Raw genomic sequence first — 26,255 nt, forward strand, 5'->3', positions numbered from 1 at the left:
AACCTTAGCAAACCGTCCGTCCACGGCCCGCGGCGGGCCTTAACATCCGTCCGCGTACTACCCGTGGCCAGTCACGACTGCGAGTCCCGGCCGGGTGCCAGGAAGGCGTGCCGCCCCGTTGAACAGCGGGAAGTCGCCGAAGGCGACCGAGGCCCCTGCTCATGGGCCGAGCCGCTGTGATAGGGGCGGTGCGCCTTCCCTGGCACCCGGCCGGGACGTCTCGACAGCGACACTCGGCATCAGCAAATGCCTCGACCACACACCAGCGTCCGCCACGCACGCAAACGCCCAGCACGCATCGCCCTACATCAGCAAGCTCCCTCCAGACACCACAAAAGCCGCCCCTCCTTAACGCCCCCCACCATGCGCAGCAATAACCTGCTCCGCCACCTGGTTAGGCGTCTCGGCATAGTGCTTGAATTCCATCGTATAAGTCGCCCGCCCCTGCGTCAGCGAACGCAGCGACGTGGAATAGCCAAACATCTCGGATAACGGCACCTCGGCGCGTACGAGTTTGCCACCCCCGCCCGCGATGTCCTCCATCCCCTGCACCATCCCGCGACGCGACGACAAATCTCCCATCACGTGCCCGGTGAACTCCTCCGGCGTCTCGACCTCGACTTGCATCATGGGCTCCAACAGCACCGGCTTGGCGCGCTGCATGCCTTCCTTGAACGCCATCGATGCAGCCATCCGGAATGCGTTTTCGTTCGAGTCGACATCGTGGTACGAACCGAACACCAGAGTGACCTTGATATCCACCACCGGATAGCCCGCCAACACCCCGGCATTCAAACTCTCGCGCACCCCGCGATCCACCGCCGGAATATATTCACGCGGCACCACACCGCCCTTGATCGCGTCGACGAACTCATAACCTTTGCCAGGCTCCTGGGGCTCGAGCTTCAGCACCACGTGACCATATTGGCCGCGCCCGCCCGATTGCTTCACGAACTTGCCCTCGACCGCGTCGCAGGTTTTGCGTATGGTTTCGCGGTACGCCACCTGCGGCTTCCCGACCGTGGCCTCGACCCCGAACTCGCGCTTCATGCGGTCGACCAAGATCTCCAGGTGCAGTTCTCCCATGCCGGAAATAATCGTCTGGCCGGATTCCTCATCCGAACGCACCCGGAAAGAAGGATCCTCCTGCGCCAATCGATTCAACGCCACGCCCATCTTTTCCTGATCGGCTTTGGTCTTGGGCTCGACCGCCTGAGAAATCACCGGCTCGGGGAACGTCATTCGCTCCAGAATGATCACATGCGCCGGATCAGTCAGCGTGTCGCCTGTGGTGACCTCTTTGATCCCCACCGCTGCGGCGATATCGCCCGCATACACCTCGCTGATCTCGCGCCGTTCGTTGGCGTGCATCTGCAACAGACGCCCCAGCCGTTCCTTTTTGCCCTTGAGCGGATTCAACACCGAATCCCCGGATTTAACGACCCCCGAATACACCCGGAAAAACACCAGCTGACCCACGAACGGATCGGTCATGATCTTGAATGCCAAGGCCGAAAACGGCTCCTTGTCATCCGGATGGCGTTCGATTTCGCGGTCTTTCTCATCGTGCCCCTTGATGGCGGGCACATCCACAGGCGACGGCAGATAATCGATCACCGCATCCAGCATGGCCTGCACACCTTTATTCTTAAAGGCGCTGCCGCACAGCATCGGCACGATTTCATTGGCAATCGTACGCTTGCGCAATCCACGCTTGATATCGTCCTCGGACAAAGTCTCGCCCGAGAGATATTTTTCCAGCAGTTCCTCATCCGCCTCGGCCGCCTTTTCAACCATATGGTCATGCCATCGGCGCGCCACATCCTGCAGCTCATCCGGAATATCGCGATACTCGAACCGCACGCCCTGGCTCTCGTCATCCCAGATGATGGACTTCATCTTGACCAGATCCACCACGCCCTGGAAATGATCCTCGGCCCCTACCGGGATCTGAATCGGCACCGCATCGCCCTTCAGGCGATCAACGATCTGCTTCTGCACCCGAAAGAAATCCGCGCCGATGCGATCCATCTTGTTGACGAACGCAATACGCGGCACGGCATATTTATTCGCCTGCCGCCACACCGTCTCCGATTGCGGCTGCACACCGCCCACCGCGTCGTACACCATACAAGCGCCATCCAGCACTCGCATCGAGCGCTCGACCTCGATCGTGAAATCGACGTGCCCCGGGGTGTCAATGATATTGATGCGATGTTCAGGATAATTCCCTGCCATCCCACGCCAAAACGCCGTCGTCGCCGCCGACGTGATCGTAATACCGCGCTCTTGCTCCTGCTCCATCCAGTCCATCACCGCGGCGCCGTTATGCACCTCGCCCAATTTATGGGTGATCCCGGTATAGAACAGAATGCGCTCAGTCGTCGTGGTCTTGCCCGCGTCGATATGGGCACTGATACCGATATTGCGATATTGATCGATGCGCGTTTTGCGAGTCATAGCCTTTCCTGGTGAATTCAATCCAGTGATGCAGCGCAGTCATAGAACTGCGCTCAAAGCATATTACGCCCACAAAATAACGCCCACCCCCTATAGCCCTATCCTTGCAATAGGTTTGCAAAACGGCGCGTCAAGACGCGCCAAACCACAGCGAGCAGCGCACCAAACAAGAACCGTTGGAAATCAAAAATCGACAGGAGAAACCCAAAGCAGCCTGGCAAAAAAACTCGCGACGATGGCATTTCCCCACCGCGAGCCGTCGTCCGCCGTGTAAAGGCCTCACCGGCCCGTAGAGCACGGATCCCAGTCCGCGCAGCGGACCGAGCCCCCTGCTAATGGGGCGAGTCCGTGCGATAGGGCCGGTGAGGCCTTTACACGGCGGACGACGGCGCCAAAAGAACGCCACCCGCTCGCCAGCAAAAACCCATCCGGCCTAAAAAAAACGGTCCCACGCCGCCCGTCGACCCGCGCCCCAGAAGAGAGACGCCGTTTTCAACCCATGAACAGCGCAAAGCCCCTAGCTATTTCTTCTTTTCTTCTTTAACGCGATAAACCAGCACAGCACTGGTAGCCAACGACAACACCTTCGCCGTCACGCTCCCCAACAACAAGCGCGACAACCCGCTACGCCCGTGGCTGCCAATAAAAATCAAATCGCATCCATTCTCGGTAGCCGCCTGCACAATCCCATCGGCCACATTGAAATTGGACACCGCGCGCGAATCCGCCTTCACACCGGCCGTCTCCGCCCGCGCGAGGATTTGCTTCAAATACTTTTCCGCCTGCTCCGCCGACGCTTTCTCGTAGTCTTCGTCAGTAATGGCATAGGCCGCAGCCATCCCATCAAACCCGATGGTGGCAGCAAAAGGCTGTGTCACATGCAGGGCAACGACCTCGGCGCCGACGGACCGGGCAAAGCAGATACCCGCATTGGCGGCCTGGGCCGAGAGCGGGGAGCCGTCGGTAGGAATCAAGACTTTCTTGAACATAATGCCTGCTCCTGTCTGCTAGTAGGAAATGTCATGCTACCGGAAAACGCCGCCCGCAACATTGCGGGCTTTCCGCAATATTTGATGCCGATCAAGGAAGCTGCTGCGAGGCAACGAACAAATTCGTGCAACGCGTCCCGGTACGGCAATACGCCAACACCGGGCCGGGCAGCGTGCGCAGCAACTCCGCAAATCGGACCACATCATCTGCCGTCATCGCACTGCCAACCACGGGTTGATACTCCACCTCCAATCCCGCCTGGCGCGCCGCCTCGGACACATCCGCAGCCGTAGGCTGGTCGGGGCCACCCTCATAGTCGGGACGATTGATGATCACACTTTTGTAACCCGCGGCAGCCACGCCTGCCATGTCTGCGGGCGACAACTGCGGGGCCACCGCGAACTGCTCAGTCAATGGTCGAATCTGGACGTCAGACATGGAGATTTCCTCGGGTAAATACCTAGAATGAAAAAACAATCACTGTAAGCAGCCAGTATAGGACGTCTCAACCAGCCTAGGCCGCCAAGACCTCAGACAAGGCCGACCATATTCCCGGCGTGTCCACCATCGAAACCGAAAACCGCAACATGGTCGAGGGTGCCTGAGAAGGCGAAAACAAGCTGCCAGGCGCCAGCAGCAGACCTCGATCGGCCGCCGTACGGGCCAGCACCTCGGCATCACGCCCGCAATCCGCCCAGACAAACATCCCCGCGTGCGGCTCATGCGGCACCGTCATTCCCAACGATGTCAGTTGAGCCAGACATTGCTCGCGGGCCGCATTGACGCGCGCGCGCACCCGCTCGACATGCCGCCGATACTGCCCCTCGATCAACACCCGATGCACCACCCGCTCGCCCAATTCCGGCGTAGTCAGGCCCGCCAGCATTTTCAGATCCCCCAGTCTGCGCAACACCTCGGCATTGGCCGCCAGGTAACCCACGCGCAAGCTGGCCGCCAGCATCTTGGAAAAGCCGCCCGCCAGAATGACGCGATTCAGACGGTCCAACGACGCCAATTTGACGGCGCCGCCGGGATGTAATTCCCCATACGTATCGTCCTCGACCACCCAAAAATCGTGCCGCTCGGCCAGGCGCAAAATATCGTATGCAGCGCCCGCCGACAGGGTATGACCGGTCGGATTGTGCACCGTCGTATTGGTGATGAATAGACGCGGCTTATGCAGCGCGGCGAGCCTGTCCAGTTGTTCCAGATCCGGGCCATCCGGCCCCCGCGGCACCCCGATCAAGCGCGCGCCAAACGCCGCCAAGCGCCCAAAAATCACGAACCAGGCGGGGTCCTCGACCAGTACGGCATCTCCTGGTTGCACGAAATGCCGGCCGACCAGATCCAGGCCATGCGTGACGCCGTTGGTCGTCAGCAAATTATGTTCGGGATGAGCCGGCACGCCCTCGGCCTGTAGACGCGACGCCAACTGCTGACGCAGCGGGGCGTACCCCTGCGGCGAACCATAGGACACCAGATTGCCACGCACAGAACGCCCCACCGCGCGCACGGCAGCCGACACCATGTCAGGGTCCAGCCAATCTGCGGGCAACAGCCCCGCGCCACCGGGCATGGACGAGGCCGTCGGCTCGCGAAACATACTGCGCAGCAACCACGTTACGTCAATACGGACCGGCGGCGCCAAGGGATCTGGCTTGGCAGCCTGCTCGGCAATCAGCGGCTCGCGGCGCGCGCGCACAAAAAAGCCTGCTCCGCGGCGCGACTGCACCAGACCGCGCGCGACCAGGCGATCGTAGGCCTCGACGACCGTGAATCGGCTGACGCCAGTCTGCTCGGCCATCGTGCGAATGGACGGCAACCGGGTTCCGGGGCGCAGACCCTGGTCATCAATACGGCGGGCAACGTCGTCGGCCAACTGGGCCACCAGCGTGGCATCGGCCTGACGCACCGGCCGCCAGTTGGAGGATGGAGAGGATATTTCAACTGTCATGGTTGTTTTACCAGGCCAGACATCAAAGTGAACTGAAAAAGTGTATAGGTACTGTACCGCTTTCTTTGCGTAGAGTGTGGGAAATCACAACGATCACCCTCGCCTGCTGAAATCATGTCGCGACCGACCACTTATGCTGTGCCCGCCCCCGCTGCTTCGCCACTCTGGGAGGGCTATAGCTATGGCCTGGTCGGAGTATTGGTGTTTTCTCTCACGCTGCCCATGACACGGATCGCCGTGGCCGAGATGTCGCCGCTGTTGATCGGCCTGGGACGCGCACTGCTGGCGTCCGTACCGGCCGCGCTGCTGCTGTGGCTGGGCCGCAGCCGGCTCCCGAATCGCGACGAGTGGCCCGGCGTGATCCTGGCCGCCGTGGGCATCGTTGTCGGGTGGCCGTTGACCTCGACACTGGCCATGGCCTCCGTGTCGTCCTCGCACGGCGCGGTCTTTAATGGATTATTGCCGCTTTGCACAGCCATTTTTGCGGCGTGGCGCAGCGGCGAACGCCCGTCGGGCGCATTCTGGGGCTGGGCCGGCGCAGGGGCCGTCCTGGTCATGACTTATGCCTTGCGCCAAGGCCATGGCAGCCTGCAGACGGGGGATCTGTGGCTGTTGCTGGCTGTCATCCTCGGCGGCATGGGGTACGCCGAGGGTGCCCGGGCCTCGCGTACCCTGGGTGGCGCACGTACGATTTGTTGGGCGCTGGTCATCAGCGCACCTATCCTGGCCGGGCCTGTCATCTGGATGGGCATGGACCTGATCACGACCCGCGGCTGGCCCGACACGGGCGTGCTCGGCGCATTTGCCTATCTGGCGTTCGGGTCGATGTTCCTGGGGTTTTTCGCGTGGTATCGAGGCCTGGCGATAGGCGGTATCGCGCGCGTCGGGCAGGTACAACTGTTGCAGCCCTTTTTGACCGTATTGGCCGCTGCATGGCTATTTCATGAGCAGGTCGAACCGATGACTTTCGTGTTTGCGCTGGCCGTCATTGCCATCATTGCAGGCGGTCGCCGTGCCATTGTGAAAAAAGCGCCTTAGCACCTAGCACTCAGTCATTGTCATCGCCCTCGATTCATCATGTCTCTCGCAACCGCCATGCCCTCTAGCGAACAACTCTGGCTTTTGCTGGGCCCGCTATCGCTGTTCGCTCTGGTCACCTCCATCACGCCCGGGCCGAATAACATCATGCTGGCCTCGTCGGGCCTGAACTTTGGCTTTCGCCGCACGATTCCCCATATGCTGGGGGTGAACCTGGGGTTCACGCTCATGCTGGTCCTGGTGGGGCTCGGCCTGGACACCGTATTTCATCAGTTCCCCTGGCTCTATACCGCCTTGAAGTACGTCGGCGCAGCCTACCTGCTTTACCTGGCTTGGAAAATTGCCCAGTCCGGCCCTCTGGAAAGCGGTCAGCAGCGCAGCCGGCCCTTCAGCTTTCTGCAGGCCGCCTTGTTCCAATGGGTCAATCCGAAAGCATGGATCATGACGGTGGGCATCATCGTCACATATACCCCGCAAACGGGGTTCTATTGGAACCTGATGCTTGCAGCCCTGGTGTGCTGTCTGGTCAACTTGCCCAGCCTGGGCGTCTGGGTCGCCTTTGGCGCCGCCTTGCAAAAACTGCTGCATCGCCCCCACGCGATACGTATGTTCAATATCGGCATGGCCTTGCTGCTGGTCGCATCGCTATATCCCATTGTGCAAGACATGATCTGATAACGGTCTGTTCGGCGACCGTCGACCTCGTCCGCAGCTCGTCACCTCTGCGGCATGTACATCGCCTATTGCGCTGCGCCGCCGGCTCGCGCCTCGATGACGCAACGCAGTGTATGATCGACAACGCATTCCGTATTCGGCCGCAGCGATTGTGGCTATCTTGCTTATGTCTTTGCTGCCGCGATTCTCTTTACGGCGTCTTATCGTCGTCGGTCTGCTGGCTTGTGCCAGCGTGGTGGGTTGCACGCAACTCGATGCCTGGCAACGGCAAGCGATTTTTTCTCCCGAGCCCGAACCGCAACGCTGGTGGAGCGAACCGCCCACCGGCACAAAGGTCTTTGACCTGACGCTGGGCGGCGGCGACAAAGTCCATGCCTGGTATTGGCAACACCCGAACACGTCGGCCCCGACAGTGCTCTATCTGCACGGCGCGCGCTGGAATCTGAATGGCAGCGCCTTTCGCATGTCCGGCTGGACCCGCATGGGCTATTCGGTGCTCGCCATCGACTACCGCGGCTTTGGTCAATCGACGCCACGACTGCCATCGGAAGACTCCGCTATCGAGGACGCCTCAGCAGCGTTACGCGAGCTCGCCCGCCGCCAGCCTGACCCGGCCAAACGCTTTGTCTATGGCCATAGTCTGGGCGGCGCGATTGCGATCGACCTGGCTTCGCGTCCCGACATGCCTGCCTTTGCGGGGCTGATTGTCGAATCCAGCTTTACCAGCATCGCCGCCATGCTGGGCACGCTGAAATGGGGCAAACTCCCCGGCGCGAGCCTGTTGGTGACACAGCCCTTTGCCTCCGTGGAAAAGCTGGCAACGCTGAGCACGCCTATGCTGTTTCTGCATGGCACGGCAGACCGCGTCGTGCCGCACACCATGAGCGATGAACTCTTCGCCGCAGCCGTCAAAGTCCCCGACAACCTGAAACGCGTCATCAAAATCGAGGGCGCCTCGCATTCCGGCGCGATCCGCAGCGGTGCGGTCTACGAGACCGCTGTGCGTGACTTTATCCGAGACGCGGGCAAGGCCTATCCGGCTGCAGCCGTCGACAACACCGCAGCCCAGTCGGCGGGATAAGGACTGCGGCGCGTCAACTCGATGGGATGTTTTCGCGAAAAATCACTTGCAGCCGCGGCATATAGGTAGGCTCGGACAAGCCTCGCACCGCAGCAGCAAGCATGCTGATCGCTTCGCGCGCCTCGACGCGTGGATTTTGGTCGATCACCGCATCCATCGTGCGGTCCAGCAGAAACTGCCGCGAGGTCGTTGTCAGATCGTGCCCGACAAACACGACCTGGCGCTGCATGCCGGCCTCTTGCAAAGCGCGGCCAATGCCTGAATTGCCTGCACCGACGTTATAAATGCCCGCCGGCGTGGACTGCTGCAACACCTGCCGAGTCAGTTCATAGGCGCGTGCGCGATCGTCGCCGATTTCCAGCATGCGCTCGATCTTCAGATGCGGGAACTCCTCGGTGAGCAGCGCTCGAAAACCCATTTCGCGTTCCTCGTGTCCACGATAGGCGAGCGAGCCGAGAAATACCGTCACCCCCTGCGATGCGCCGGGCGGTAAAAAGCGTCCCAACAAGCTGGCAGCCAGACGCCCCGCCGCGCGATTATCGATACCCACATAACCGATGCGCGATGACGTCGGAATATCCGACACCAAGGTGCACACAGGAATGCCGCTGACCTGCAATGCCGCGATGGCGTCTCGAACCTGGGGGTCGTCCAGCCCGACCAGCCCGACGCCATCGGTATTGCCCTTCAGTTGATAGAGCTGCGCCGCCAATTTGTCGGCATTAAAGCCCTCGACCAGATGCAATCTCGCCTGAATGTCGGGCCGGCACTGCGCCTCGGCCTGCAGATGCTGGCGCAACAACACCATAAAGCTGTTGTCGCCGGCCGGCAGCACAAAGTCGAGCCGCATGGCGGTGTTTTCGGATTGGCCTAGCTCAGCACCGTGGCCCAGCTTGCGCGCAATTGCCAAGACGTGATCCCGCGTCTGGCGGCGTACGCCATCGCGTCCATTCAGCACACGGTCGACGGTGGCAGTAGAGACCCCCGCGGCCTCGGCAATCGTCGTGATGGTGGCTCGCGCCATCGTGGTCACCTTAACGTCATCATCAGTCGGTATATGGATTGATCATATCACATCAATTTGATTGAATTAAATCAAAATGATGTAATTCAATCGAGAAATGCGCCTGCCACCGAAGGTTCATCCTCTGTACAGACGGAACAGAGAGCAACCTCTACATGCCTTGCGAGGCCCTTGCACACGGCTGTCACGGGCTTGATTTCGGTAAACGAAAGGCTTTCTTTCTGTCAATAAGGGCTATTTCTGATGTTTATTGATGTAATTTAAAGATTGAAATGATGCAATAATCACATCCAATTAGATCAATCAAGCGCCCGCTGCGAGTCCGCCCTTTGGCCTGGCTTGCAAGACCGGCCAGCTCTCGGAGACCGCCATGCCCCCTCTTACCCTCCTACCCGACCCGCCAGTGCGAGAGCGCCAGTTCCGTATTGGATGTATCGGCGCCGGGATGATCATGGCGGAGTGCCATCTCGCAGCCTATCGCGAAGCCGGTTTTCAAGTTGTCGCCATTGCCTCGCGCACGCCGAGCAAAGCCCAGGCCGTCGCGCAACGGTGGGAAATCGGGCGTATCCATGACTCCCCCCTCGCGCTCATCAACGACCCCGAAGTCGATATCGTCGATATTGCGTTCCCGCCAGATCAGCAACCCGCACTGATCCGCGCCGCACTCGCGGCACCGAACGTCAAAGCGATCCTGGCACAGAAACCATTAGCGCTGTCTTTGCCGGAAGCCATCGCATTGCGTGATGAGGCGCAACGCGCCGGCAAACTGCTCTCGGTCAATCAGAACATGCGCTATGACCAATCCATGCGCGTGCTCAAGCAGTTGCTTGACCAAGGCGTGCTCGGCACCCCGGTGCTGGCCCAGATCGACATGCATGCCATTCCCCACTGGCAGGGATTCTTAGCTGACTATGATCGGCTCACGCTCTCGAACATGAGCGTCCATCACCTGGACGTGCTGCGCTATTTGTTTGGCGAGCCGACCCACGTCACTACCCTGACCCGCAGCGACCCTCGCACGACATTTCCTCATCACGACGGCATCGTCACGACCACGCTGCAATTCGCATCCGGACTCATGGCCTTGTCATTGGAAGACGTCTGGGCCGGACCTCGCGGCGAGGGTCATGCCGACGACCAATACATCCATTGGCGTGTCGAGGGCACCGAGGGCGTGGCCAAGGGCACCATAGGCTGGCCGCACGGCCAACCCTCCACGCTGTCCTACACGTCGAAACAGGCGACTCAAGGGCAATGGGTCACGCCTGAATGGTCCTCAATGTGGTTTCCGCAGGCCTTTATCGGCGTGATGGAGCAACTGCAATACGCCCTGGCCAGCGGCACCGAGCCCGCACTGACCGTCGCCGATAACGTCAAAACCATGGCGCTGATCGAAGCCGCATACCTATCCGAGGCCGAACGCCGCACGGTACGCCTGGACGAAGTTCCGATTCAACACAAGTAAACCAAGGGGCGGCAGCGCCCTCCACCAAGGAGACAAACGTGATTCAGACCGGTATTTTTTCAGGCTATTTCCCCTACGACCTGGCCACCTCGGCCGCCAAGATCCGCGCACAGGGCTTCAACACGGTGCAATTGGACCTGCATTTCAAGGACATGGACCTCAGTGCAGGCCAGATCACTCCCGAAAAATGCAAACGCATCCGCGATACCTTTCGCGAGCACAACCTGCCTGTCTCCTGCATCTCGGCCTACACCAACATCGTGCATCCCGAGCCTGCAGAGCGGCAACGGCGTAATGGCTACCTCAAGGAAATCATCGCGCACGCGCAGTACCTCGGATCGCCCTACGTGATCTCGGAGACCGGCACGTTCGACACCGAGAGCGATTGGGTGCATCACCCGAAAAACAAAACCGAAGAAGGCTGGGAACAATGCCGCTCAGTGATTCAAGGCCTGGCACAGCATGCCTACGATCATGGCGCGGTATTTTTGCTGGAGACCTATGTCAATAACGTCGTCGGCTCCGTAGAGGAAACGTTGCGCATGTTTGCCGAGGTCAATCATCCCGGGCTGGGTTTGTTGATGGACCCGACGAATTATTTCGAAGACCACAACATCGACGACATGGACAAGACACTCAACCAAGTATTCGATGCCCTGTCCGACAAGATCTGCATCGCCCACGCCAAAGACGTCAAGCGCGCCGAAGGCGACAAATCAGAAAAACACAGCGACATCGGTGACGCGGATGCGGCAGAAAGCCATACATTCCGAGGCGTCGGCGAAATCGAATTGCCGGCACCAGGATTGGGCAGCCTGAACTACGACCTGTATTTGCAGCGCCTGGCCAAACGTCATCCCAACATCCCCATCATCATCGAGCACTTGACCGAAGACGATGTGCCGCGCGCCAAGGCATTCCTGGACGGCAAGCTGCTGGCCAACGGCGTGTAGGCAGAGCCTGCGATCACACCTCGTCCTTTCCCCTATATCCGGTGCGGCAGCGCGCCGGCCTCTGGAGTAGAAGCACCCATGGCACAGTTATATGCCACCGCCATGAATCGGCAACAAATCGAATCGCGCTGCGGACAACTGGCACAGTTTGCCGGCGTGCGGCTCGTCACGCTGCAAGACGGCGTCGAACGGGATATCCGGCTGCTGGAGTTTCGCAGCGGTACGGGCCTGCGGTTCACCGTACTGGTCGATCGCGCCATGGACATCGCCGAATGCGAGTTCCGTGGCTATGCCGTGGGCTGGCATTCGCCGGCAGGCTTTCGCCATCCTGGGCTGCATGAATACGAGGGCGAATCAGGGCTGGGATGGATGCGTTCGTTCTCTGGCCTGATGATCACGTGCGGCCTGGATCACATTCTATTCATGCACGACTCCCCGGCGGACAACTACGTCTATAAGCCTCGAGAAAAAGTTCGACACTCGATTCATGGCCGCGTCGGGACGATTCCCGCACGCCTGACAGGTTATGGCGAACGCTGGGACGGCGATCGATGCTTTCTGTGGGCCGAAGGCATGGTGTCGCAAGGCACGGTATTTGGCGAACATCTGGAACTGCATCGACGCATCGAGATCGAGGTAGGCACCAACGATATTCAATTGCACGACCGGGTGGTCAATCGCGGCTTTTACCGCACGCCACACATGTTCTGCTATCACTTGAACGTCGGCTATCCCGTGCTGGATGAGGCGTCTCGTTATCTCGCCCCTATCCAGGACGTCGTCTGGGCCGCCCATGCCAATGAATACCGTGCACAAGGCGTAGGCTATCAACGCATGCCCGCGCCGCAACGGGGATTTCACGAACAAGTGTGGCAACACGAAATGAAAGCGGACCAGAACGGCTGCGTGCCCGTCGCACTGGTGAATGATCGCCTGAACATCGGTATCGAAGTTACTACTCGCAAAGATCAATTTCCCTGCCAGTATCAATGGCAGAATTTTCAGGCGGGTCAATATGCCATGGGCATCGAGCCGTCCACCAATCATGTGTTGGGCGAAGGCGCAGCTCGCGAACGCGGCGAACTCATCTGGCTCGAGCACGCAGAGGAACGCCGTTACGACACGTGCATCCGCATCCTGGGCGATGCCAACGACATCGCACAATGCGAACAACGTATACGCGCCATCGCGCAGCAGCCTGGCGAAGACTATCCGGCACTCTCGGGCGAATTTCTGCCCCTGAACCGCAGCACGGACTCGGGGACTTCGGCATGAACACATCGAGCATGTCGTTTTCCTTGCAAGGCCGCCGCGTCCTGCTGACCGGGGCAGGTGGCGGGCTGGGACACGGCGTCAGCCTGGCACTGCTGCGCCAAGGCGCGCGATTATTTGCTCTGGATCGCGATAGCGAAGCGCTGCAGCAACTGCAAAAGGCCGTGCCTGCCGCACTCGCCAGTCAATTGCAGGTCATCACGGCGGATCTGGCCGACACCGCTGCGCTGCAGCGCACGCTGGACTCACTGACTGCCGAGCACGCCATCGATGTCGTGATCAACAATGCCGCCATCTACCCATCCAAACGTTTCGAAGACTACAGCGACGATGATCGTGCGCTGATTCATCGCATCAACGTCTCGGCGGCACTACAGATCGTACGCGCCACCCTGCCCGGCATGCGGCAACAACAGTGGGGCCGCATCGTCAACATCGTTTCCATCACGCTGTCGGGCGGCTGGGAACTGCTACAGCCGTATGTCGAATCCAAGGGCGCCATGCTGGGCAACACGCGCGCCCTGGCGCGCGAACTCGGCGCATCGGGCATCACCTGCAATGCCATCTCGCCAGGTGCCTTTCCTACCGCGGCAGAGGCTATCCATCCCGACCTGCCCGGCTACGAGCGCATGGTCCTCGAACGCCAGTCCATCAAACGGCGCGGCCACGCCAACGACATCGCGGCTGCCATCGTATTCCTCGCTTCCGAAGAAGCGGGCTTCATCACCGGCCAGACCCTCGCTGTCAACGGCGGCTGGGTTATGCACTAAAAGGTTTCATCATGGGAATTTTGACGGGTTACAAGGTCCTGGATTGCTCGATCGCCATGGCCGGTCCATTTGCCGCACAACGGCTGGGCGACCTCGGCGCGGACGTGATCAAGATCGAACCCAAAGAGGGCGAATGGCAACGCCATGCACCCGCCGGCGGGATCAAGGGCAACAAAATCAATGTGTCCTTTCTTTCGCTCAATCGCAACAAACGTTCGCTCGCCGTCGACCTGAAAAGCGAAGACGGCCAGGCCATCATTCGCCAGATGGCGAGTCAGGCCGATGTGTTCATTCAAAACTACCGTCCCGGCGTCGCTCAACGCCTGGGCGTCGACTATGAAAGCCTGTCGGCGTTGAATCCACGGCTGATTTATGTCTCGATGTCGGGGTTCGGCGAAGACGGCCCTTATGCCCGCCGGCCCGGGCAGGATCTGCTGTTGCAGGCCATGTCCGGCGCCATGCTATCGGCCGGCCGCGATGGCGAGGCGCCGCGTGCCGCTGGTCAATATCTGGTGGACGCGGTCACGGCCTACTGCGCCTTTGAGGGCGTATTGGCCGCGCTGCTTCATCGCGAACGTACCGGCGAAGGCCAGAAAGTCGAAGTCAATATGCTGGACGCGATCACAACGCTGCAAATGCAGGAGTTGTCGGTATTTACTGTGGGCGGCAAGCCCCAGATCCGCAGCGCCGAACCGCATGCGCACAGTTATATTCGTGCGCCCTATGGCACCTTTGCGACGCAAGACGGTTATTTGGCGCTGGCCATGCCTGACATGACCGTGTTGGCCCGCGAGCTGGAGCAACCGGCGCTGCTCGACCATGTCGATGAGGCAGCGGGCTGGAACCAGCGCGATGAAATTTTCCGCCTCGTACGCGAAGCGATGACCCGTCGCACGACGCAGGACTGGTTCGAACGGCTCAACGCCGCGGGTATCTGGTGCAGCCCTGTCTACGGCTATGCCGAGCTCGTGGCCGACCCGCAGATCGCGCACAACGGGACCTTTGTCGAATACGAACACCCCACCGAAGGCCACGTCAAAACGCCGGGCTTTCCCATTCGTTTTACCAAAACACCTGCGCGAGTGGAGCGCGGTGCGCCCTTGACCGGCCAACACAGCGCACAGATTCTGCGCGAATACGGTTTCGATGCGGATCGTATAGCCGCCTTTGAAGCGCACGGCGCCATTGTGTGCGGGGAACAGGCATGAGCCGACGTTGGCGAGGACTGACCTGGGATCATCCCAGGGGTTATGCCGCCTTACAGGCCGCCGCGAATCAGACTGGATTGATCGACTGGCATACGCATTCGCTCGAGGGCTTCGAGTCCGCCCCCATCGCGCAATTGTGCGAGCAATACGATCTGATCGTGCTCGATCATCCGCACTTGGGCGAAGCCTTGGCACAAGGCTGCCTGCAACCGCTGGATCAGATCTTGCCCGATGAGGCACTGCGTTCGATAGAACGCAACAGCATCGGGCTGACCTACGCTAGCTATCACATGGCCGGCCAGCAATGGGCGTTACCGTTGGATGCGGCAACACAAGTGATGGCGGCACGTCCTGATCTGCTGACGCGAGCGGGTCATTCCGTGCCTGCGCAATGGCAGGATGTCCTGGCGCTGTCACGCCAAACGAAGCAAGTCGCCCTGTCGCTGGCGGGTCCTCATGCCTTTCTGACGCTGCTATCGATGTGTGCCGCGCTGGACCGGGGCCTCACTTTAGATGACGGTAAACGCTGGCATAAACCGGAAGCACTTCAACAAGCCTGCGAATGGCTGGTCGAACTCGCCGCACTCAGCCCCGTTTCCGTACGAGACGCCAACCCGATTGCCCTGCTGCATCACATGACCACGCACGACGACGTGCTGCTATGCCCTTTGGTCTATGGCTACGTGAATTACACAAGAGTCGCTGCCGGTGCAGCATTGACGTTTCATAATGCACCACGTGTCGCATCGAATGCGCCCGGCTCCATTCTCGGCGGTACTGGTATCGCGATTTCGCAGCGTTGCCAGATCGACGCTCCGCTGGTCGAGCATCTGCTGTGGTTGCTCGGTGAGAATGCGCAAACCCATTTCATTCCGCAGCATGCCGGCCAGCCGAGTCACCTGTCCAGTTGGCGAGACCCAGCTGTCAACGCAGACAGCAGCCATTTCTATCTCGCTACATTCGACACCTTGAATGCGGCCAGCCTGCGCCCTCGCCATGATGGATTCATCGCTTTGCAAAGCTGCGCGTCGGCATTTCTGCGCGAAGGGCTGTTCAATGGCGCCTCGCCCGCAACACTGGCCGACGGATTGAACACGCTGTGCGCGCCGCACTCCACGATTGCTGAAAGGAATTTCTGTGACTAGTCTCGTCAACCTGCATATTCAAGATCATGTGGCCTGGATCGAATTGAACCGGCCCGAAAAACTCAATGCCATGACGCCCGAGATGGCTGAGTTGCTTGTGCAGGCAGTGCAGACCTGCAATCAAAGCGATGACGTACGTGCCGTGGTGTTGACCGGTGCGGGACCCAAGTCATTTTGCGCAGGCTCGGATATCGTGGAGCTCGACAGCTATGCCACGCCATGGGATTTCCGCAATCGCCGCGATTACTGCGATCTGATACGCGCGCTCAAAAAGCCCGCCATTGCGGCAATCAATGGCTATGCATTTGGCGGTGGCCTCGAGATGGCGCTGGCGTGCGATATTCGGATCGCCTCGGACAATGCCAAGCTCGGCTCTCCGGAAATCAAGCTCGGTTGGATCGGCGGAGGCGGCATGACGGCGCAACTGCTGCATTCCATCGGCGCATCGAACGCCGCGCTGATGGTTATGACGGGTGATCCCATCACGGCCCAGCAGGCGTTGAGTTGGGGCTTGGTCAGTGACGTCGTTGCCGCTGATGCGTTACGCGAACGTGCAGCCGCGATTGCCGGGGCGATCGCCGCCCGCGCTCCCATTGCAGCCGAAACCGCCAAGGTAAATTTGCGCGCGGCGCTGAGCATGCCCATGGAGCAGGCCACCGCCTACGAACGCGATCTGCAAACTATCTGCTTTGCCACCGCGGACGCCATGGAGGGACGCAAGGCGTTTCAAGAGAAACGCCCGCCCAAATTCCAGCGCCGTTGAGGCCCGCCGGCCTCCATCGCCGTACGGGAAGGATCCGAACACGGATAGGATGACGGGAGAACCGATGTCTATGCCAATCCGTACACACAGGTGGCGCTAACGCAGCTCACACACCAACACTGCGCTGCTGGCAAACCGGCCGCGCAACACGCACACCATTCCAGCGCATCCAATCGCCGAGCTCAGGGCGCGCCAGCACCTCGAACTCCGCCACACGCTGCGATGCCAGCGCATCGCAGCCGCCTGGCAACGCCGGATGACACATGACCAAATCCCCGTCGCGCGCGTTGTGTAACCAGCGCTGCAGCAGCCTCGCATAGCGGCGCCCGCCACCCTGCTGCTCATAGACGCCCAATAGCCGACGATTCGTGCGCCATCCGTCGCGGTCAGCCACCCGGGCCACAGCACTCGCCCCCAATGCGCCCACCAGCCGCGCCTTGGCCGACTCGCGCAAGGGGATGCCGTCCTGCATCCCCGGCGCCGTATGGCGCAGCCACGGGGCGTGAGAACCATAACGCCGCTCCAGCAGCTGCAGCAAGCGCGGCAACACCCCGGGCAATTGATGCACGTGCTGATGCCCATCCACATAGTCGGGGGCCCGGCCCATGACGTTTTCGAATGCGTCGAACTGACGAGACAACTGAGTATCGACCCACGCCTCGTCCAAGCGCCCCGCATAGGCTCGTGCGATCAGCACAGGCAAGGCCATGGTCGACGTCTGCCCGGCGTCGCAGAGACTCTGGGTCAGATTCAGATGCACACCCAGATCCAGGTCAAACCCTCGTAAATCCGGCCCGTGGTCGGAAAAGGTCGCCCCCTGGGCCAAGCAACTGACAGCGCTCAAACGCCCCAGTCGCGCGAGGCGCGTGATCCCGGCGTCGATGCTGGCATTCATACCAAAATCATCGCCGCACACCACAATGCGTTTCCACCATTGCCCCGTACCTTCGTCCGACGAGGGCCGGCTAACCGGCGGCTGGGCAGGCAGGGAGCGGTAATCGAACAATCGGGTAGCAGCGTTGCCGTGGGGCATCCTGGGCTCACTTTTCGCCATGAGGCGGGAATTACCGGTAACCATAACCGCTCAGCATGTCGTTCTGATTGCAACGCTCAACCGATGGACCAGAATCAGACCACATAGCGGACAGAACGCCAGCGGCCCGCGGTACCACGATGGCCGCTCCCATCAGCCGTGTTCGCCGCGCAGCCGGCTTGCCTAGGGGAAACCTGGATAGGCGGAACGACGGGTTTTTGTCCAAACTAGCATCTTTGATTTTTGATCAAAGATCTAAATGCCCACGACTCGCACCCTGGAACCCCTGGTCCACACCTCGGTCAACGAAGCCGTCTACCGCCGGCTGCGCGACCACCTGATGCGGGGCGACTACGCGGCAGGCGAAGTACTGGGCATCCAGGAGCTCGCCGACGCCTTCGGCACCAGCGCCATGCCTGTGCGCGAGGCGCTGCGCCGGTTGGCCGCTCAACGCGCCCTGGAGCCCATGAAAAGCAGGTCAATGCGCGTGCCGGTCATTTCCCGCGCGCGCCTGGAAGACATCCGGCGCGCCCGCGTGCTGATCGAAGGCAGCGTGACGGCGTGGGCGGTCGAGCACATCACCGGCGACGAACTGGATATGCTGCGCGGCTTGGCCGCGCAGATCGGCCAGTCGCTGGCCGATGCGCGCTCCGTGCCGGACGGCCTCGAAAACAACCAGTTGTTCCATTTCACGATCTACCGCGCCGCGCGCTCGGAATCGATGATGGCCACCATCGAAAGCCTCTGGCTGCAATCGGGCCCTTACCTGCGCGCCAGCCGCGAACTGATGCATTCCGATGAACGGCCGTCAGACGAGCTCCACGCCACGATCGTGCAAGCCATCGCCCGGCGCGACGCCGACGCGGCCCGTGCCGCCATGGAACGCGACATCTGCTGGGCGTTCGACCAACTCGCAGCACACCGCACCGCCCTGGCCGGCGCATAGCACCCGTACGCCTCACAAGGAACCCGCATGTCCCTGCACAAGCACCGCTCCCGCATGGTCACTCATGGCTTGACCCGCACGCCGCACCGCGCATTCCTGCGCGCCACCGGCTTTGACGACGCGGCCCTGGAAAAATCGATCGTCGGCATCGTCAGCACCCAGGGCGAGAACACGCCCTGCTCGATGGCACTGGCGCCGCAAGCCGACCGGGCCCGCCTGGGCGTGGCGGCGGGCGGCGGCGTGCCGGTCAGTTTCTCGACCATCTCAGTATCCGACGGCACCTCGATGAACCACGCCGGCATGCGCATGAGCCTGCTGTCGCGCGAAACAATCGCCGACAGTGTCGAGCTGGTAGTGCGCGGCCACGCCTACGATGGGCTGGTCGCCCTCGCCGGCTGCGACAAGACACTGCCCGCGATGATGATGGCCATCGTGCGCCTGAACGTGCCAGCGGTGTTCCTGTACGGCGGCGCCACGCTGCCCGGGCATGCTCTGGGCCGCCAGGCCACCATCCTGGACACCATCGAGGCAGTGGGCCGTGTCCAGCACGGCACCATGACGGCTGCCGATCTGAAAACCATGGAACGCACCTGTACGCCATCGGCAGGTTCGTGCCCCGGCCAGTTCACGGCCAATACCATGGCCATGGTGGCTGAGGCCCTGGGCCTGTCGCCGCTGGGCTCGGCCATGATGCCAGCGGTCTACAGCGAACGCCTGGCCATTGCCCAGCAGGCCGGCGAGCGCGTCATGCGCGCGCTGGCACAAGGCGGTCCGCTGCCGCGCGAGCTGATCACGCGAGCCAGTTTGGACAACGCTTGCGCGGCCGTCGCTGCGACGGGCGGCTCGACCAACGCTGCATTGCACATTCCCGCCATCGCGCACGAAGCGGGCATCCGCTACACCCTCGACGACGTGGCCGAGGTGTTCCAGCGCACGCCGCTGATTGCCGATCTGCAGCCCGGTGGACGCTTTCTGGCCCGCGATCTGCATGAAATCGGCGGCGTGCCCGTCGTGCTCAAGGCCCTGCTGGTGGGCGGCTACGTAGACGGTAATGTGCTCACGCTCGACGGCCGCACACTGGAACAGGCATTGGCCGACGTCCCCGAACCCGACGGCGAGGTGGTGCGCCCCTGCTCGCGCGCCATTCATCCGTCGGGCGGCGTCACGGTGCTCAAGGGCAACCTCAGTCCGCAAGGGGCGCTGCTCAAGATCGCCGGCCTGAAATCGCTGCAGTTCTCCGGCCCGGCCCGCGTATTCGAGAACGAAGAAGATTGCATGCGCGCCGTCTCGCAACGCACCTACCGCCCGGGCGAGGTGCTGATCATCCGCAACGAAGGCCCCAAGGGCGGACCCGGCATGCGAGAAATGCTCAGCGTCACGGCGGCCTTGTACGGGCAAGGCATGGGCGAAAAGGTGGCGCTGCTGACCGATGGCCGCTTCTCCGGCGCCACCCGCGGTCTGTGCATCGGCTATGCCGGCCCGGAGGCGGCAGCCGGCGGCCCCATCGGCCTGATCCGCGACGGCGACATCATCCACATCGATGCACAAGCCAACACTTTGAATGTCGAACTGAGCGACGCCGAACTGGCGGCCCGTCGCGCCGCCTATACGCCGCCACAACAGCCTCGGCTGGCCGGCGCGCTGGAAAAATACGCGCTACTGGTGAGGCCCGCCCACGAGGGCGCGGTCACCCATTCCGGCAACGTGCAATGGCAGTACGAAACCCCGGAGGCCGAATGAGCTCAACGCTGGCATTCTGCGGCACCGGCCTGATGGGCGCGCCGATGGTGCGGCGCCTGTTGGCCGCTGGGCATCGCGTCCGAATCTGGAACCGCAGCCCCGAAAAAACCCGCACGCTAGAGGCCGACGGCGCCGAGCTTGCCGCTACGCCGGCCGAAGCGGCGCGCGGCTGCGACGGTGTGTTCCTATGCCTGACCGACGAGCGCGCCGTGCAAGACACCGTGTTCGGTGCACAGGGCGTGCATCATGCCCCCGGTGCCTGGCTGGTGGACCACTCCAGCATCGCGCCCGACACAGCGCGCCAATTTGCCAATCGGCTGGAGCAGGCCTGCGGCCGCGTCTGGATCGATGCGCCGGTCTCCGGCGGCGTGGCTGGCGCACAGGCCGGCACGCTATCCATCATGACGGGAGGACCCGCCGAGTCAATCGACGCGGCTTCGCCCTACATGCGCGCCTATGGCAGCCGCGTCACCCGCATGGGGCCGGTAGGCGCCGGCCAGGTCGCCAAGCTGTGTAATCAAACCATCGTAGCCAGCACCGTCAACGCCATCGCCGAAGCTGTGGCGCTGGCGCAGCGCAGCGGCATCGACGCGGCCGTCCTGAACACCGCACTGGCGGGCGGCTGGGCCGACTCCACTTTGCTGCAGATTTTTGTCCCGCGCATGACGGCCCCGGTCGAGCAGTTGCTGGGCACGGTGGCCACCATGCTCAAGGATGTCGAAAACGTCGCGGCGCTGGCACATGCTACCGGCACCGAGCTGGCCGGCCTGAATGGCGTGCTCGCCAGCTACCGGACCGCAGCCGCGCAAGGGCTGGGCTCGGCCGACCTGTCCGACATCGTGCGCGTTGCCTGGCCCGAACGCCCGGGTCCGGCCGCCGTCCAGGAAACCTGATGAAACTGGCTGCCAATCTTTCGCTGCTATACCCCGGACTGCCGCTGGCGCAGCGCATGGCCGCGGCCGCGCGCGACGGTTTCGCCGCCGTGGAGATCCTGTTCCCCTATGATCTGGCGCCACACGAACTGGCCGCCATGTTGCGCGACCACGGCCTGCAACTGGTGCTGATCAACACCCCGCCCGGACAACCAGGCGAAAAAGGGTTGGCCTGCCTGCCCGGCCGCGAGGCCGACTTCAGCCACGCACTGCAACGCGCGTTGCAGGTCTGCGAGGCCACGCAGTGCGGCATGATCCACGCCATGGCGGGCGTGCCGGCGGCAGACGCTGCGCCAGGAGCGTGCCGCGCCACGCTGATCGACAATCTGCGCAAGGGTGCAGTGCTCGCCAACCGCGCCGGCGTGGCACTGACCCTGGAAGCGCTCAACCGCACCGACGTGCCTGGCTATTTTTATAACCGTCCCGACCAGGTCGCCGACATCATCGCGGCGGTCGGCCACGACGCTGTGCGCTTGCAATTCGATCTGTACCACACCCAACGCGAGGGCCTGGACATGGACGCAGTGCTGGACAGCGTGCTGCCCTTGGTGCGCCACGTGCAATTCGCCAGCCCGGCCGGTCGCCACGAGCCCGACCCGACCGCCCCCGCCGTGGCGCGTGCACTGTGTACGCTGGCCCGCCACGGCTATACCGGTTGGGTCGGTTGCGAATACATCCCGGCTGGCGACACATCGGCCGGCCTGGCCTGGCGCCAGGCCTACCAAGCCGTACTAGACGAGGACGGTGCACCATGAATATTCTTGTCACCGGCGCCAATGGCTATGTCGGCCGCGCGCTGACGCAGCGGCTGTGCGCGCTGCCCAGCCTGCCCGGCTACGGCAGGCCGGCCACCATCACGTTGTGCGACCTGGCCATGGACGAACCGCCAACTGACTCTCGCGTGCGCGTCGTCACCGGCAGTTTCGCCGACTCGTCCGTGCTGGCTGAAATCACTGATCCCGCACCCGACTTGGTGTTCCACCTGGCCTGCGTGGCCAGCGGACGCGCCGAAGAACAATTCGAGCTGGGCCTGCAGGTCAATCTGGCCGGCTCGCTGCAATTGCTCGAACGCCTACGCCAACAGGGCAAATCGCCCGGCCTGATATTCACCAGCAGCATCGCGGTATTCGGCGCGCCACTGCCCGATCGCGTCGACGACGACACGCCGACCGCGCCGGCCCTGAGCTACGGCGCACACAAGCTGGCCATGGAAATCTTGCTCGCGGACTATACGCGGCGCGGCTTCCTGCGCGCCCGCTCGGTGCGTCTGCCCGGCATCGTGCCGCGACCGCCAACCCCCAATGGCGCCTGGTCGGCCTTCTCCAGCACGCTGATCCGCGCGCTGACAGCTGGCGAACCCTGCACGCTGCCAGTCGGCCCACGAGCCACGCTGTGGTTGATGTCACGGCAATGTTGCATTGACAACCTGCTGCACGCGGCCTGGCTCGCCACGCTGCCGGCCGGCGACCGCACGGCCTGGACCTTGCCCGCGCTGCACGTGTCGGTACAGGACATCGTGCAGGCGTTCGATGTACGCGGCGACGGCCAGGCGGGCACGCGGGTGCGCTATGCCCCCGAGCCCGGCATCGAAGTGCAGTTCGGCAGTCAGCCACCACTGTTCACGCCCGCCGCCGACGCCGAGGGCTTTCGCCACGACGGCACCCTGGAGTCCTTGCTGGACCGCGCCGCGCAAGCGCCATAACTCCCCCGCCCATCGGCCCAAACGAAAACACGAAAACCACCTCAGGAGAGACATCCATGATCAAAGCCCTCGCCACACTCGCGATAGCTGGCGCGGCGCTCGCCGCCACCGTGCCCGCGTACGCCCAGAAAGTGCAGTTGACCGTATCCAGCTGGCTGCCACCCACGCATGCCTTGGTAGCGGACTTCATTACGCCCTGGGCGAAAGAAATCGAGCAAGCCACCGACGGCCGCGTCACGCTGCGCCTGCTGCCCAAGGCGGTCACCAATCCGGCGGGCCATTTCGACGCCGTGCGTGACGGCCTGGTCGACATCACGTTTATCTCGCACTCGTACTATCCGGGCCGTTTTCAGCTGACCAAGTTCGCGGTAATGCCGCTCTCCGGCAACACCGCGCTGTCGCGCTCGGTGGCGGCGTGGGACACCTACGAGAAATACCTGCTCAAGGCCGACGAGCACAAGGGTGTGCGACTGCTGGGCATTTACACACACGGCCCCGGCATCGCGTTCACCACCAGCAAGCCGATCACCCGCATCGAAGATTTCGAAAGGCTGAAGATCCGCGTCGGCGGCGGCATGGCCACCGACGTAGCCAAGGCGCTGGGCGTCAGCCCAATCGCCAAGCCGGCCCCCGAATCATACGAACTGCTGAGCACCGGCGTCGTCGACGGCGTGTTCTTTCCTGCCGAATCGTTGGTGTCGTTCAAGCTGGACAGCATCATCAAGCATGCAACCACGTTCCCCGGCGGCCTGTATTCCGATACGCACGCCGTCATCATGAACGAAGATGCCTTCGCTCGCCTGTCCAAACAGGACCAGGACACGGTGCTGAAGCTGTCGGGCCGGCACCTGGCCGAACTGGCCGGCAAGGCCTGGGACAAGCACGACGCAGTTGCCAACAACGTGATGAAAAAAGGCGATATCCAGGTTGTACAGGCCGACGAAGCCCTCGTGGCAGCCGTGCGAGAACGTACTAAAGGCTTTGAGCAGACCTGGCTGGATGCCGCCGCGGCCGCGGGTGTCGATGGCCCCGCCGCGCTGGCGTCGTTCCGCGCCGAGATCAAGCAGCTCGACGGCCAATGAACGACCTCGGGTGCAAGGCGAGGCCTGGCGCCACGCCTCGCGCCCGCCACAGCGAGAACACTATGAAAACCCTGAACTGCGCGATCGTGGCCCTGCTCAAGGCCATTGCCGTAGCCAGCCTGTGCGGCATGAGCCTGCTGACCGTCGTCGATGCGACCGGCCGCTACCTGCTCAACTATCCCATCATCGGCTCGGTCGAACTGGTCGAACTGATGATGATCGCGGTGATTTTCTCCAGCATCCCCCTGATGACCCGCTCGCGCGGACACATCACCGTGGACGGCTTCAGTCATCTGTTCTCGGCGCGCACCGTGGCCCTGCAAGACCGCTTCGGCGCCCTGCTGGCCACGGTGGTCAGCGGCTTCCTGGCCTGGGTCACGTGGGGCAAGGCTACCAGCACGGCCGACTACGGCGACATGACCGCCATGCTCGGTATCCCGCTGGCGCCGTTCGTCTATTTCATGGCGGTGCTGCTGGCCCTGGACGCCATCTACCACGCGGCCAATGCCCTGCGCCCCATTGCCTCCACCCAGAGCGAAACGCCATGACCGAATCTCTGATTGCCCTGGGCGCCATGCTGGCGCTGGTGTTCCTGCGCGTGCCCGTTGCCTTTGCCATGGCGCTGGTCGGCTTTATCGGCCTGGGGCTGGTCCGCAATTGGAACTCGGCCTACGCCATGGTCGGATCCGTTATCTACGAAAGCGGCTTTCAGTACCTGCTATCGGTGCTGCCGCTGTTCATTCTGATGGGCAATTTCGTGACCGAATCGCGCATGTCGCGCGAGCTGTACGCGGCTGCCCATGCCGTGCTGGGACATCGACGTGGCGGTCTGGCCATGTCCACCATCGCTGCCTGCGGCGGCTTCGGCGCAATCTGCGGGTCCAGCCTGGCCACGGCGGCCACCATGGCGAAGGTAGCCTACCCCGAGATGCGCCGCATCGGCTACAGCGAGAAGCTGGCCGCCGGCTCGATCGCGGCAGGCGGCACGCTCGGCATCCTGATCCCCCCGTCCATCATCATGGTGGTGTACTGCCTGCTGACCGAACAGAGCATCGGCAAGATGTTCGCCGCTGGCGTGCTGCCTGGCCTGCTGGCCATAGGCTGCTACATGCTGGCGGTCGTATGGGTGGTACGGCGCGACCCCGCCGCGGGCCCCAAGGGCGAGCGCCACACTTGGCCGCAGATCCGCCACGCGTTGAGCCAAGTCTGGGCGGTGCTCACCCTGATTGCGTTGCTGATGGGCGGGATCTATATCGGCATGTTCACACCGGCCGAAGCGGCCGGCATCGGCGCGTTCCTGGGGTTCCTGTTCGCGTGCTGCCGCCGTACATTGAGCTGGCGCACCTTTGTGAATGTGGTGGTGGAGTCGGCCAAGACCACAGGCATGATTTTCGTGGTCATGATTGGCGCGCTGATGCTGGCCAACTTCATCAATTTCACGTCGCTGCCCGGCGACCTGCTCGAGCTGGTCGAACACTATCAGCTCAGCCCCCTGGCCGTGATATTCGCGATCTGCGCCATCTACATCGTGCTGGGCTGCGTACTGGAGAGCATGTCGATGATCCTGCTGACCGTACCGGTGTTCTATCCGCTGGTGCAGAGTCTGGGCTTCGATCTGATCTGGTTCGGCATCATCGTGGTGGTCGTCACCGAGCTCAGCTTCATCACCCCACCGTTCGGGATGAACGTCTTCGTACTGCGTGGCCTGCTGCCAGGCGTGAGCACGCAGACGATTTTCCGGGGAGTGATGCCGTTTGTGATCAGCGACATCGGGCGCCTGACGATCCTGATCCTGTTTCCGGCGATATCGCTGTACCTGCCGCGCTTTGTGAGCTAGTGTGAGCACCGCGAAAACAAAAAATGCCGACTATGTGCCGGCATTTTTCTTTGGATATCCTGGTGGGTGGTACAAGGTTCGAACTTGTGACCCCTGCCGTGTGAAGGCAGTGCTCTACCACTGAGCTAACCACCCAAAGAAGCGGAATTCTAGCATAGAAAAATCCCGCACGGCAAATGCGACTG

General features: G+C 62.1%; 24 protein-coding genes and 1 tRNA gene. 18 read left to right on the forward strand and 7 right to left on the reverse strand.

Annotated elements, in window-relative coordinates; translation table 11 throughout:
* Nucleotides 1-348: 348 nt before the first annotated feature.
* From fusA to ACYVI2_RS27910, 4 genes are all read right to left on the reverse strand, one after another.
* Nucleotides 349-2,460, reverse strand: a complete 2,112-nt coding sequence (fusA, locus tag ACYVI2_RS27895) for an elongation factor G (RefSeq protein WP_415819256.1) — start codon at nucleotides 2,458-2,460, stop codon at nucleotides 349-351.
* A 521-nt stretch (nucleotides 2,461-2,981) separates the two neighbouring features.
* Nucleotides 2,982-3,449, reverse strand: a complete 468-nt coding sequence (locus tag ACYVI2_RS27900; RefSeq protein ID WP_415819255.1) for a universal stress protein — start codon at nucleotides 3,447-3,449, stop codon at nucleotides 2,982-2,984.
* A gap of 91 nt (nucleotides 3,450-3,540) precedes the next feature.
* Complete coding sequence (locus ACYVI2_RS27905; RefSeq protein WP_415819254.1) at nucleotides 3,541-3,888, reverse strand: protein tyrosine phosphatase family protein; 348 nt, start codon at nucleotides 3,886-3,888, stop codon at nucleotides 3,541-3,543.
* Between the two features lie 76 nt (nucleotides 3,889-3,964).
* Entirely contained in the window at nucleotides 3,965-5,362 is a 1,398-nt protein-coding gene (locus tag ACYVI2_RS27910) for an aminotransferase-like domain-containing protein (protein WP_415819291.1), read from the reverse strand.
* 156 nt (nucleotides 5,363-5,518) lie between these two features.
* Between ACYVI2_RS27910 and ACYVI2_RS27915 the strand changes: the two genes are divergently transcribed.
* The 3 genes from ACYVI2_RS27915 (at nucleotide 5,519) to ACYVI2_RS27925 (ending at nucleotide 8,198) form a co-directional block, all read left to right on the forward strand.
* Nucleotides 5,519-6,442, forward strand: a complete 924-nt coding sequence (locus tag ACYVI2_RS27915; protein ID WP_415819253.1) for a DMT family transporter — start codon at nucleotides 5,519-5,521, stop codon at nucleotides 6,440-6,442.
* Nucleotides 6,443-6,481: 39 nt separating this feature from the next.
* Nucleotides 6,482-7,117 carry a LysE family translocator gene (locus tag ACYVI2_RS27920; protein ID WP_415819252.1) on the forward strand — a complete coding sequence of 212 codons (636 nt, stop codon included), beginning with the start codon at nucleotides 6,482-6,484 and terminating at the stop codon, nucleotides 7,115-7,117.
* A 166-nt stretch (nucleotides 7,118-7,283) separates the two neighbouring features.
* Entirely contained in the window at nucleotides 7,284-8,198 is a 915-nt protein-coding gene (locus ACYVI2_RS27925; protein ID WP_415819251.1) for an alpha/beta hydrolase, read from the forward strand.
* A 13-nt stretch (nucleotides 8,199-8,211) separates the two neighbouring features.
* On the opposite strand, the gene ACYVI2_RS27930 is transcribed toward ACYVI2_RS27925, so the two are convergent.
* On the reverse strand, nucleotides 8,212-9,222 hold the full coding sequence (locus ACYVI2_RS27930; protein WP_415819250.1) for a LacI family DNA-binding transcriptional regulator: 1,011 nt from the start codon (nucleotides 9,220-9,222) through the stop codon (nucleotides 8,212-8,214).
* Nucleotides 9,223-9,592: 370 nt separating this feature from the next.
* Here ACYVI2_RS27930 and ACYVI2_RS27935 point away from each other — a divergent pair, with 370 nt between their 5' ends.
* The 7 genes from ACYVI2_RS27935 to ACYVI2_RS27965 all read left to right on the forward strand — a co-directional run bounded on the left by ACYVI2_RS27935 (nucleotide 9,593) and on the right by ACYVI2_RS27965 (nucleotide 16,798).
* A complete protein-coding gene (locus tag ACYVI2_RS27935) occupies nucleotides 9,593-10,687 on the forward strand; it encodes a Gfo/Idh/MocA family protein (protein ID WP_415819249.1) in 1,095 nt (364 codons plus the stop codon).
* A gap of 38 nt (nucleotides 10,688-10,725) precedes the next feature.
* On the forward strand, nucleotides 10,726-11,640 hold the full coding sequence (locus tag ACYVI2_RS27940) for a sugar phosphate isomerase/epimerase family protein (RefSeq protein ID WP_415819248.1): 915 nt from the start codon (nucleotides 10,726-10,728) through the stop codon (nucleotides 11,638-11,640).
* Nucleotides 11,641-11,718: 78 nt separating this feature from the next.
* Nucleotides 11,719-12,915, forward strand: a complete 1,197-nt coding sequence (locus ACYVI2_RS27945; RefSeq protein WP_415819247.1) for an aldose 1-epimerase family protein — start codon at nucleotides 11,719-11,721, stop codon at nucleotides 12,913-12,915.
* Nucleotides 12,912-13,682: an SDR family NAD(P)-dependent oxidoreductase gene (locus ACYVI2_RS27950; protein WP_415819246.1), complete on the forward strand. Its 771-nt coding sequence runs from the start codon at nucleotides 12,912-12,914 to the stop codon at nucleotides 13,680-13,682. Before ACYVI2_RS27945 ends, ACYVI2_RS27950 begins: the two co-directional genes overlap by 4 nt.
* Nucleotides 13,683-13,693: 11 nt before the next feature.
* Nucleotides 13,694-14,890, forward strand: a complete 1,197-nt coding sequence (locus tag ACYVI2_RS27955; protein ID WP_415819245.1) for a CaiB/BaiF CoA transferase family protein — start codon at nucleotides 13,694-13,696, stop codon at nucleotides 14,888-14,890.
* Complete coding sequence (locus tag ACYVI2_RS27960) at nucleotides 14,887-16,035, forward strand: extracellular solute-binding protein (RefSeq protein WP_415819244.1); 1,149 nt, start codon at nucleotides 14,887-14,889, stop codon at nucleotides 16,033-16,035. The genes ACYVI2_RS27955 and ACYVI2_RS27960 overlap by 4 nt, the downstream gene beginning before the upstream one ends.
* The gene (locus ACYVI2_RS27965; RefSeq protein WP_415819243.1) at nucleotides 16,028-16,798 is read left to right on the forward strand and encodes an enoyl-CoA hydratase/isomerase family protein; all 771 of its coding nucleotides are present in this window, start codon (nucleotides 16,028-16,030) and stop codon (nucleotides 16,796-16,798) included. Before ACYVI2_RS27960 ends, ACYVI2_RS27965 begins: the two co-directional genes overlap by 8 nt.
* 106 nt (nucleotides 16,799-16,904) lie before the next feature.
* Here the strand turns inward: ACYVI2_RS27965 and ACYVI2_RS27970 are convergent, their stop codons facing one another.
* Complete coding sequence (locus tag ACYVI2_RS27970) at nucleotides 16,905-17,831, reverse strand: ChbG/HpnK family deacetylase (RefSeq protein ID WP_415819242.1); 927 nt, start codon at nucleotides 17,829-17,831, stop codon at nucleotides 16,905-16,907.
* A 259-nt stretch (nucleotides 17,832-18,090) separates the two neighbouring features.
* On the opposite strand from ACYVI2_RS27970, the gene ACYVI2_RS27975 reads away from it, so the two are divergent.
* From ACYVI2_RS27975 to ACYVI2_RS28010, 8 genes are all read left to right on the forward strand, one after another.
* Nucleotides 18,091-18,777, forward strand: a complete 687-nt coding sequence (locus tag ACYVI2_RS27975; protein WP_415819241.1) for a GntR family transcriptional regulator — start codon at nucleotides 18,091-18,093, stop codon at nucleotides 18,775-18,777.
* A 27-nt stretch (nucleotides 18,778-18,804) separates the two neighbouring features.
* A complete protein-coding gene (gene ilvD / locus ACYVI2_RS27980; protein WP_460490383.1) occupies nucleotides 18,805-20,517 on the forward strand; it encodes a dihydroxy-acid dehydratase in 1,713 nt (570 codons plus the stop codon).
* Entirely contained in the window at nucleotides 20,514-21,410 is an 897-nt protein-coding gene (locus ACYVI2_RS27985; RefSeq protein ID WP_415819239.1) for an NAD(P)-dependent oxidoreductase, read from the forward strand. Before ilvD ends, ACYVI2_RS27985 begins: the two co-directional genes overlap by 4 nt.
* Entirely contained in the window at nucleotides 21,410-22,204 is a 795-nt protein-coding gene (locus ACYVI2_RS27990) for a hydroxypyruvate isomerase family protein (RefSeq protein WP_415819238.1), read from the forward strand. The genes ACYVI2_RS27985 and ACYVI2_RS27990 overlap by 1 nt, the downstream gene beginning before the upstream one ends.
* On the forward strand, nucleotides 22,201-23,151 hold the full coding sequence (locus ACYVI2_RS27995; protein WP_415819237.1) for an SDR family oxidoreductase: 951 nt from the start codon (nucleotides 22,201-22,203) through the stop codon (nucleotides 23,149-23,151). Before ACYVI2_RS27990 ends, ACYVI2_RS27995 begins: the two co-directional genes overlap by 4 nt.
* Nucleotides 23,152-23,207: 56 nt before the next feature.
* Nucleotides 23,208-24,233, forward strand: a complete 1,026-nt coding sequence (locus tag ACYVI2_RS28000; protein ID WP_415819236.1) for a TRAP transporter substrate-binding protein — start codon at nucleotides 23,208-23,210, stop codon at nucleotides 24,231-24,233.
* A gap of 62 nt (nucleotides 24,234-24,295) precedes the next feature.
* Complete coding sequence (locus ACYVI2_RS28005) at nucleotides 24,296-24,781, forward strand: TRAP transporter small permease (protein ID WP_415819235.1); 486 nt, start codon at nucleotides 24,296-24,298, stop codon at nucleotides 24,779-24,781.
* Nucleotides 24,778-26,070, forward strand: coding sequence for a TRAP transporter large permease (locus tag ACYVI2_RS28010; protein ID WP_415819234.1), 1,293 nt, complete (start codon nucleotides 24,778-24,780; stop codon nucleotides 26,068-26,070). Before ACYVI2_RS28005 ends, ACYVI2_RS28010 begins: the two co-directional genes overlap by 4 nt.
* A 60-nt stretch (nucleotides 26,071-26,130) precedes the next feature.
* Here the strand turns inward: ACYVI2_RS28010 and ACYVI2_RS28015 are convergent.
* Nucleotides 26,131-26,205, reverse strand: a tRNA-Val gene (locus tag ACYVI2_RS28015).
* Nucleotides 26,206-26,255 lie beyond the last annotated feature (50 nt).

Source organism: Bordetella tumbae (genome assembly GCF_054780995.1).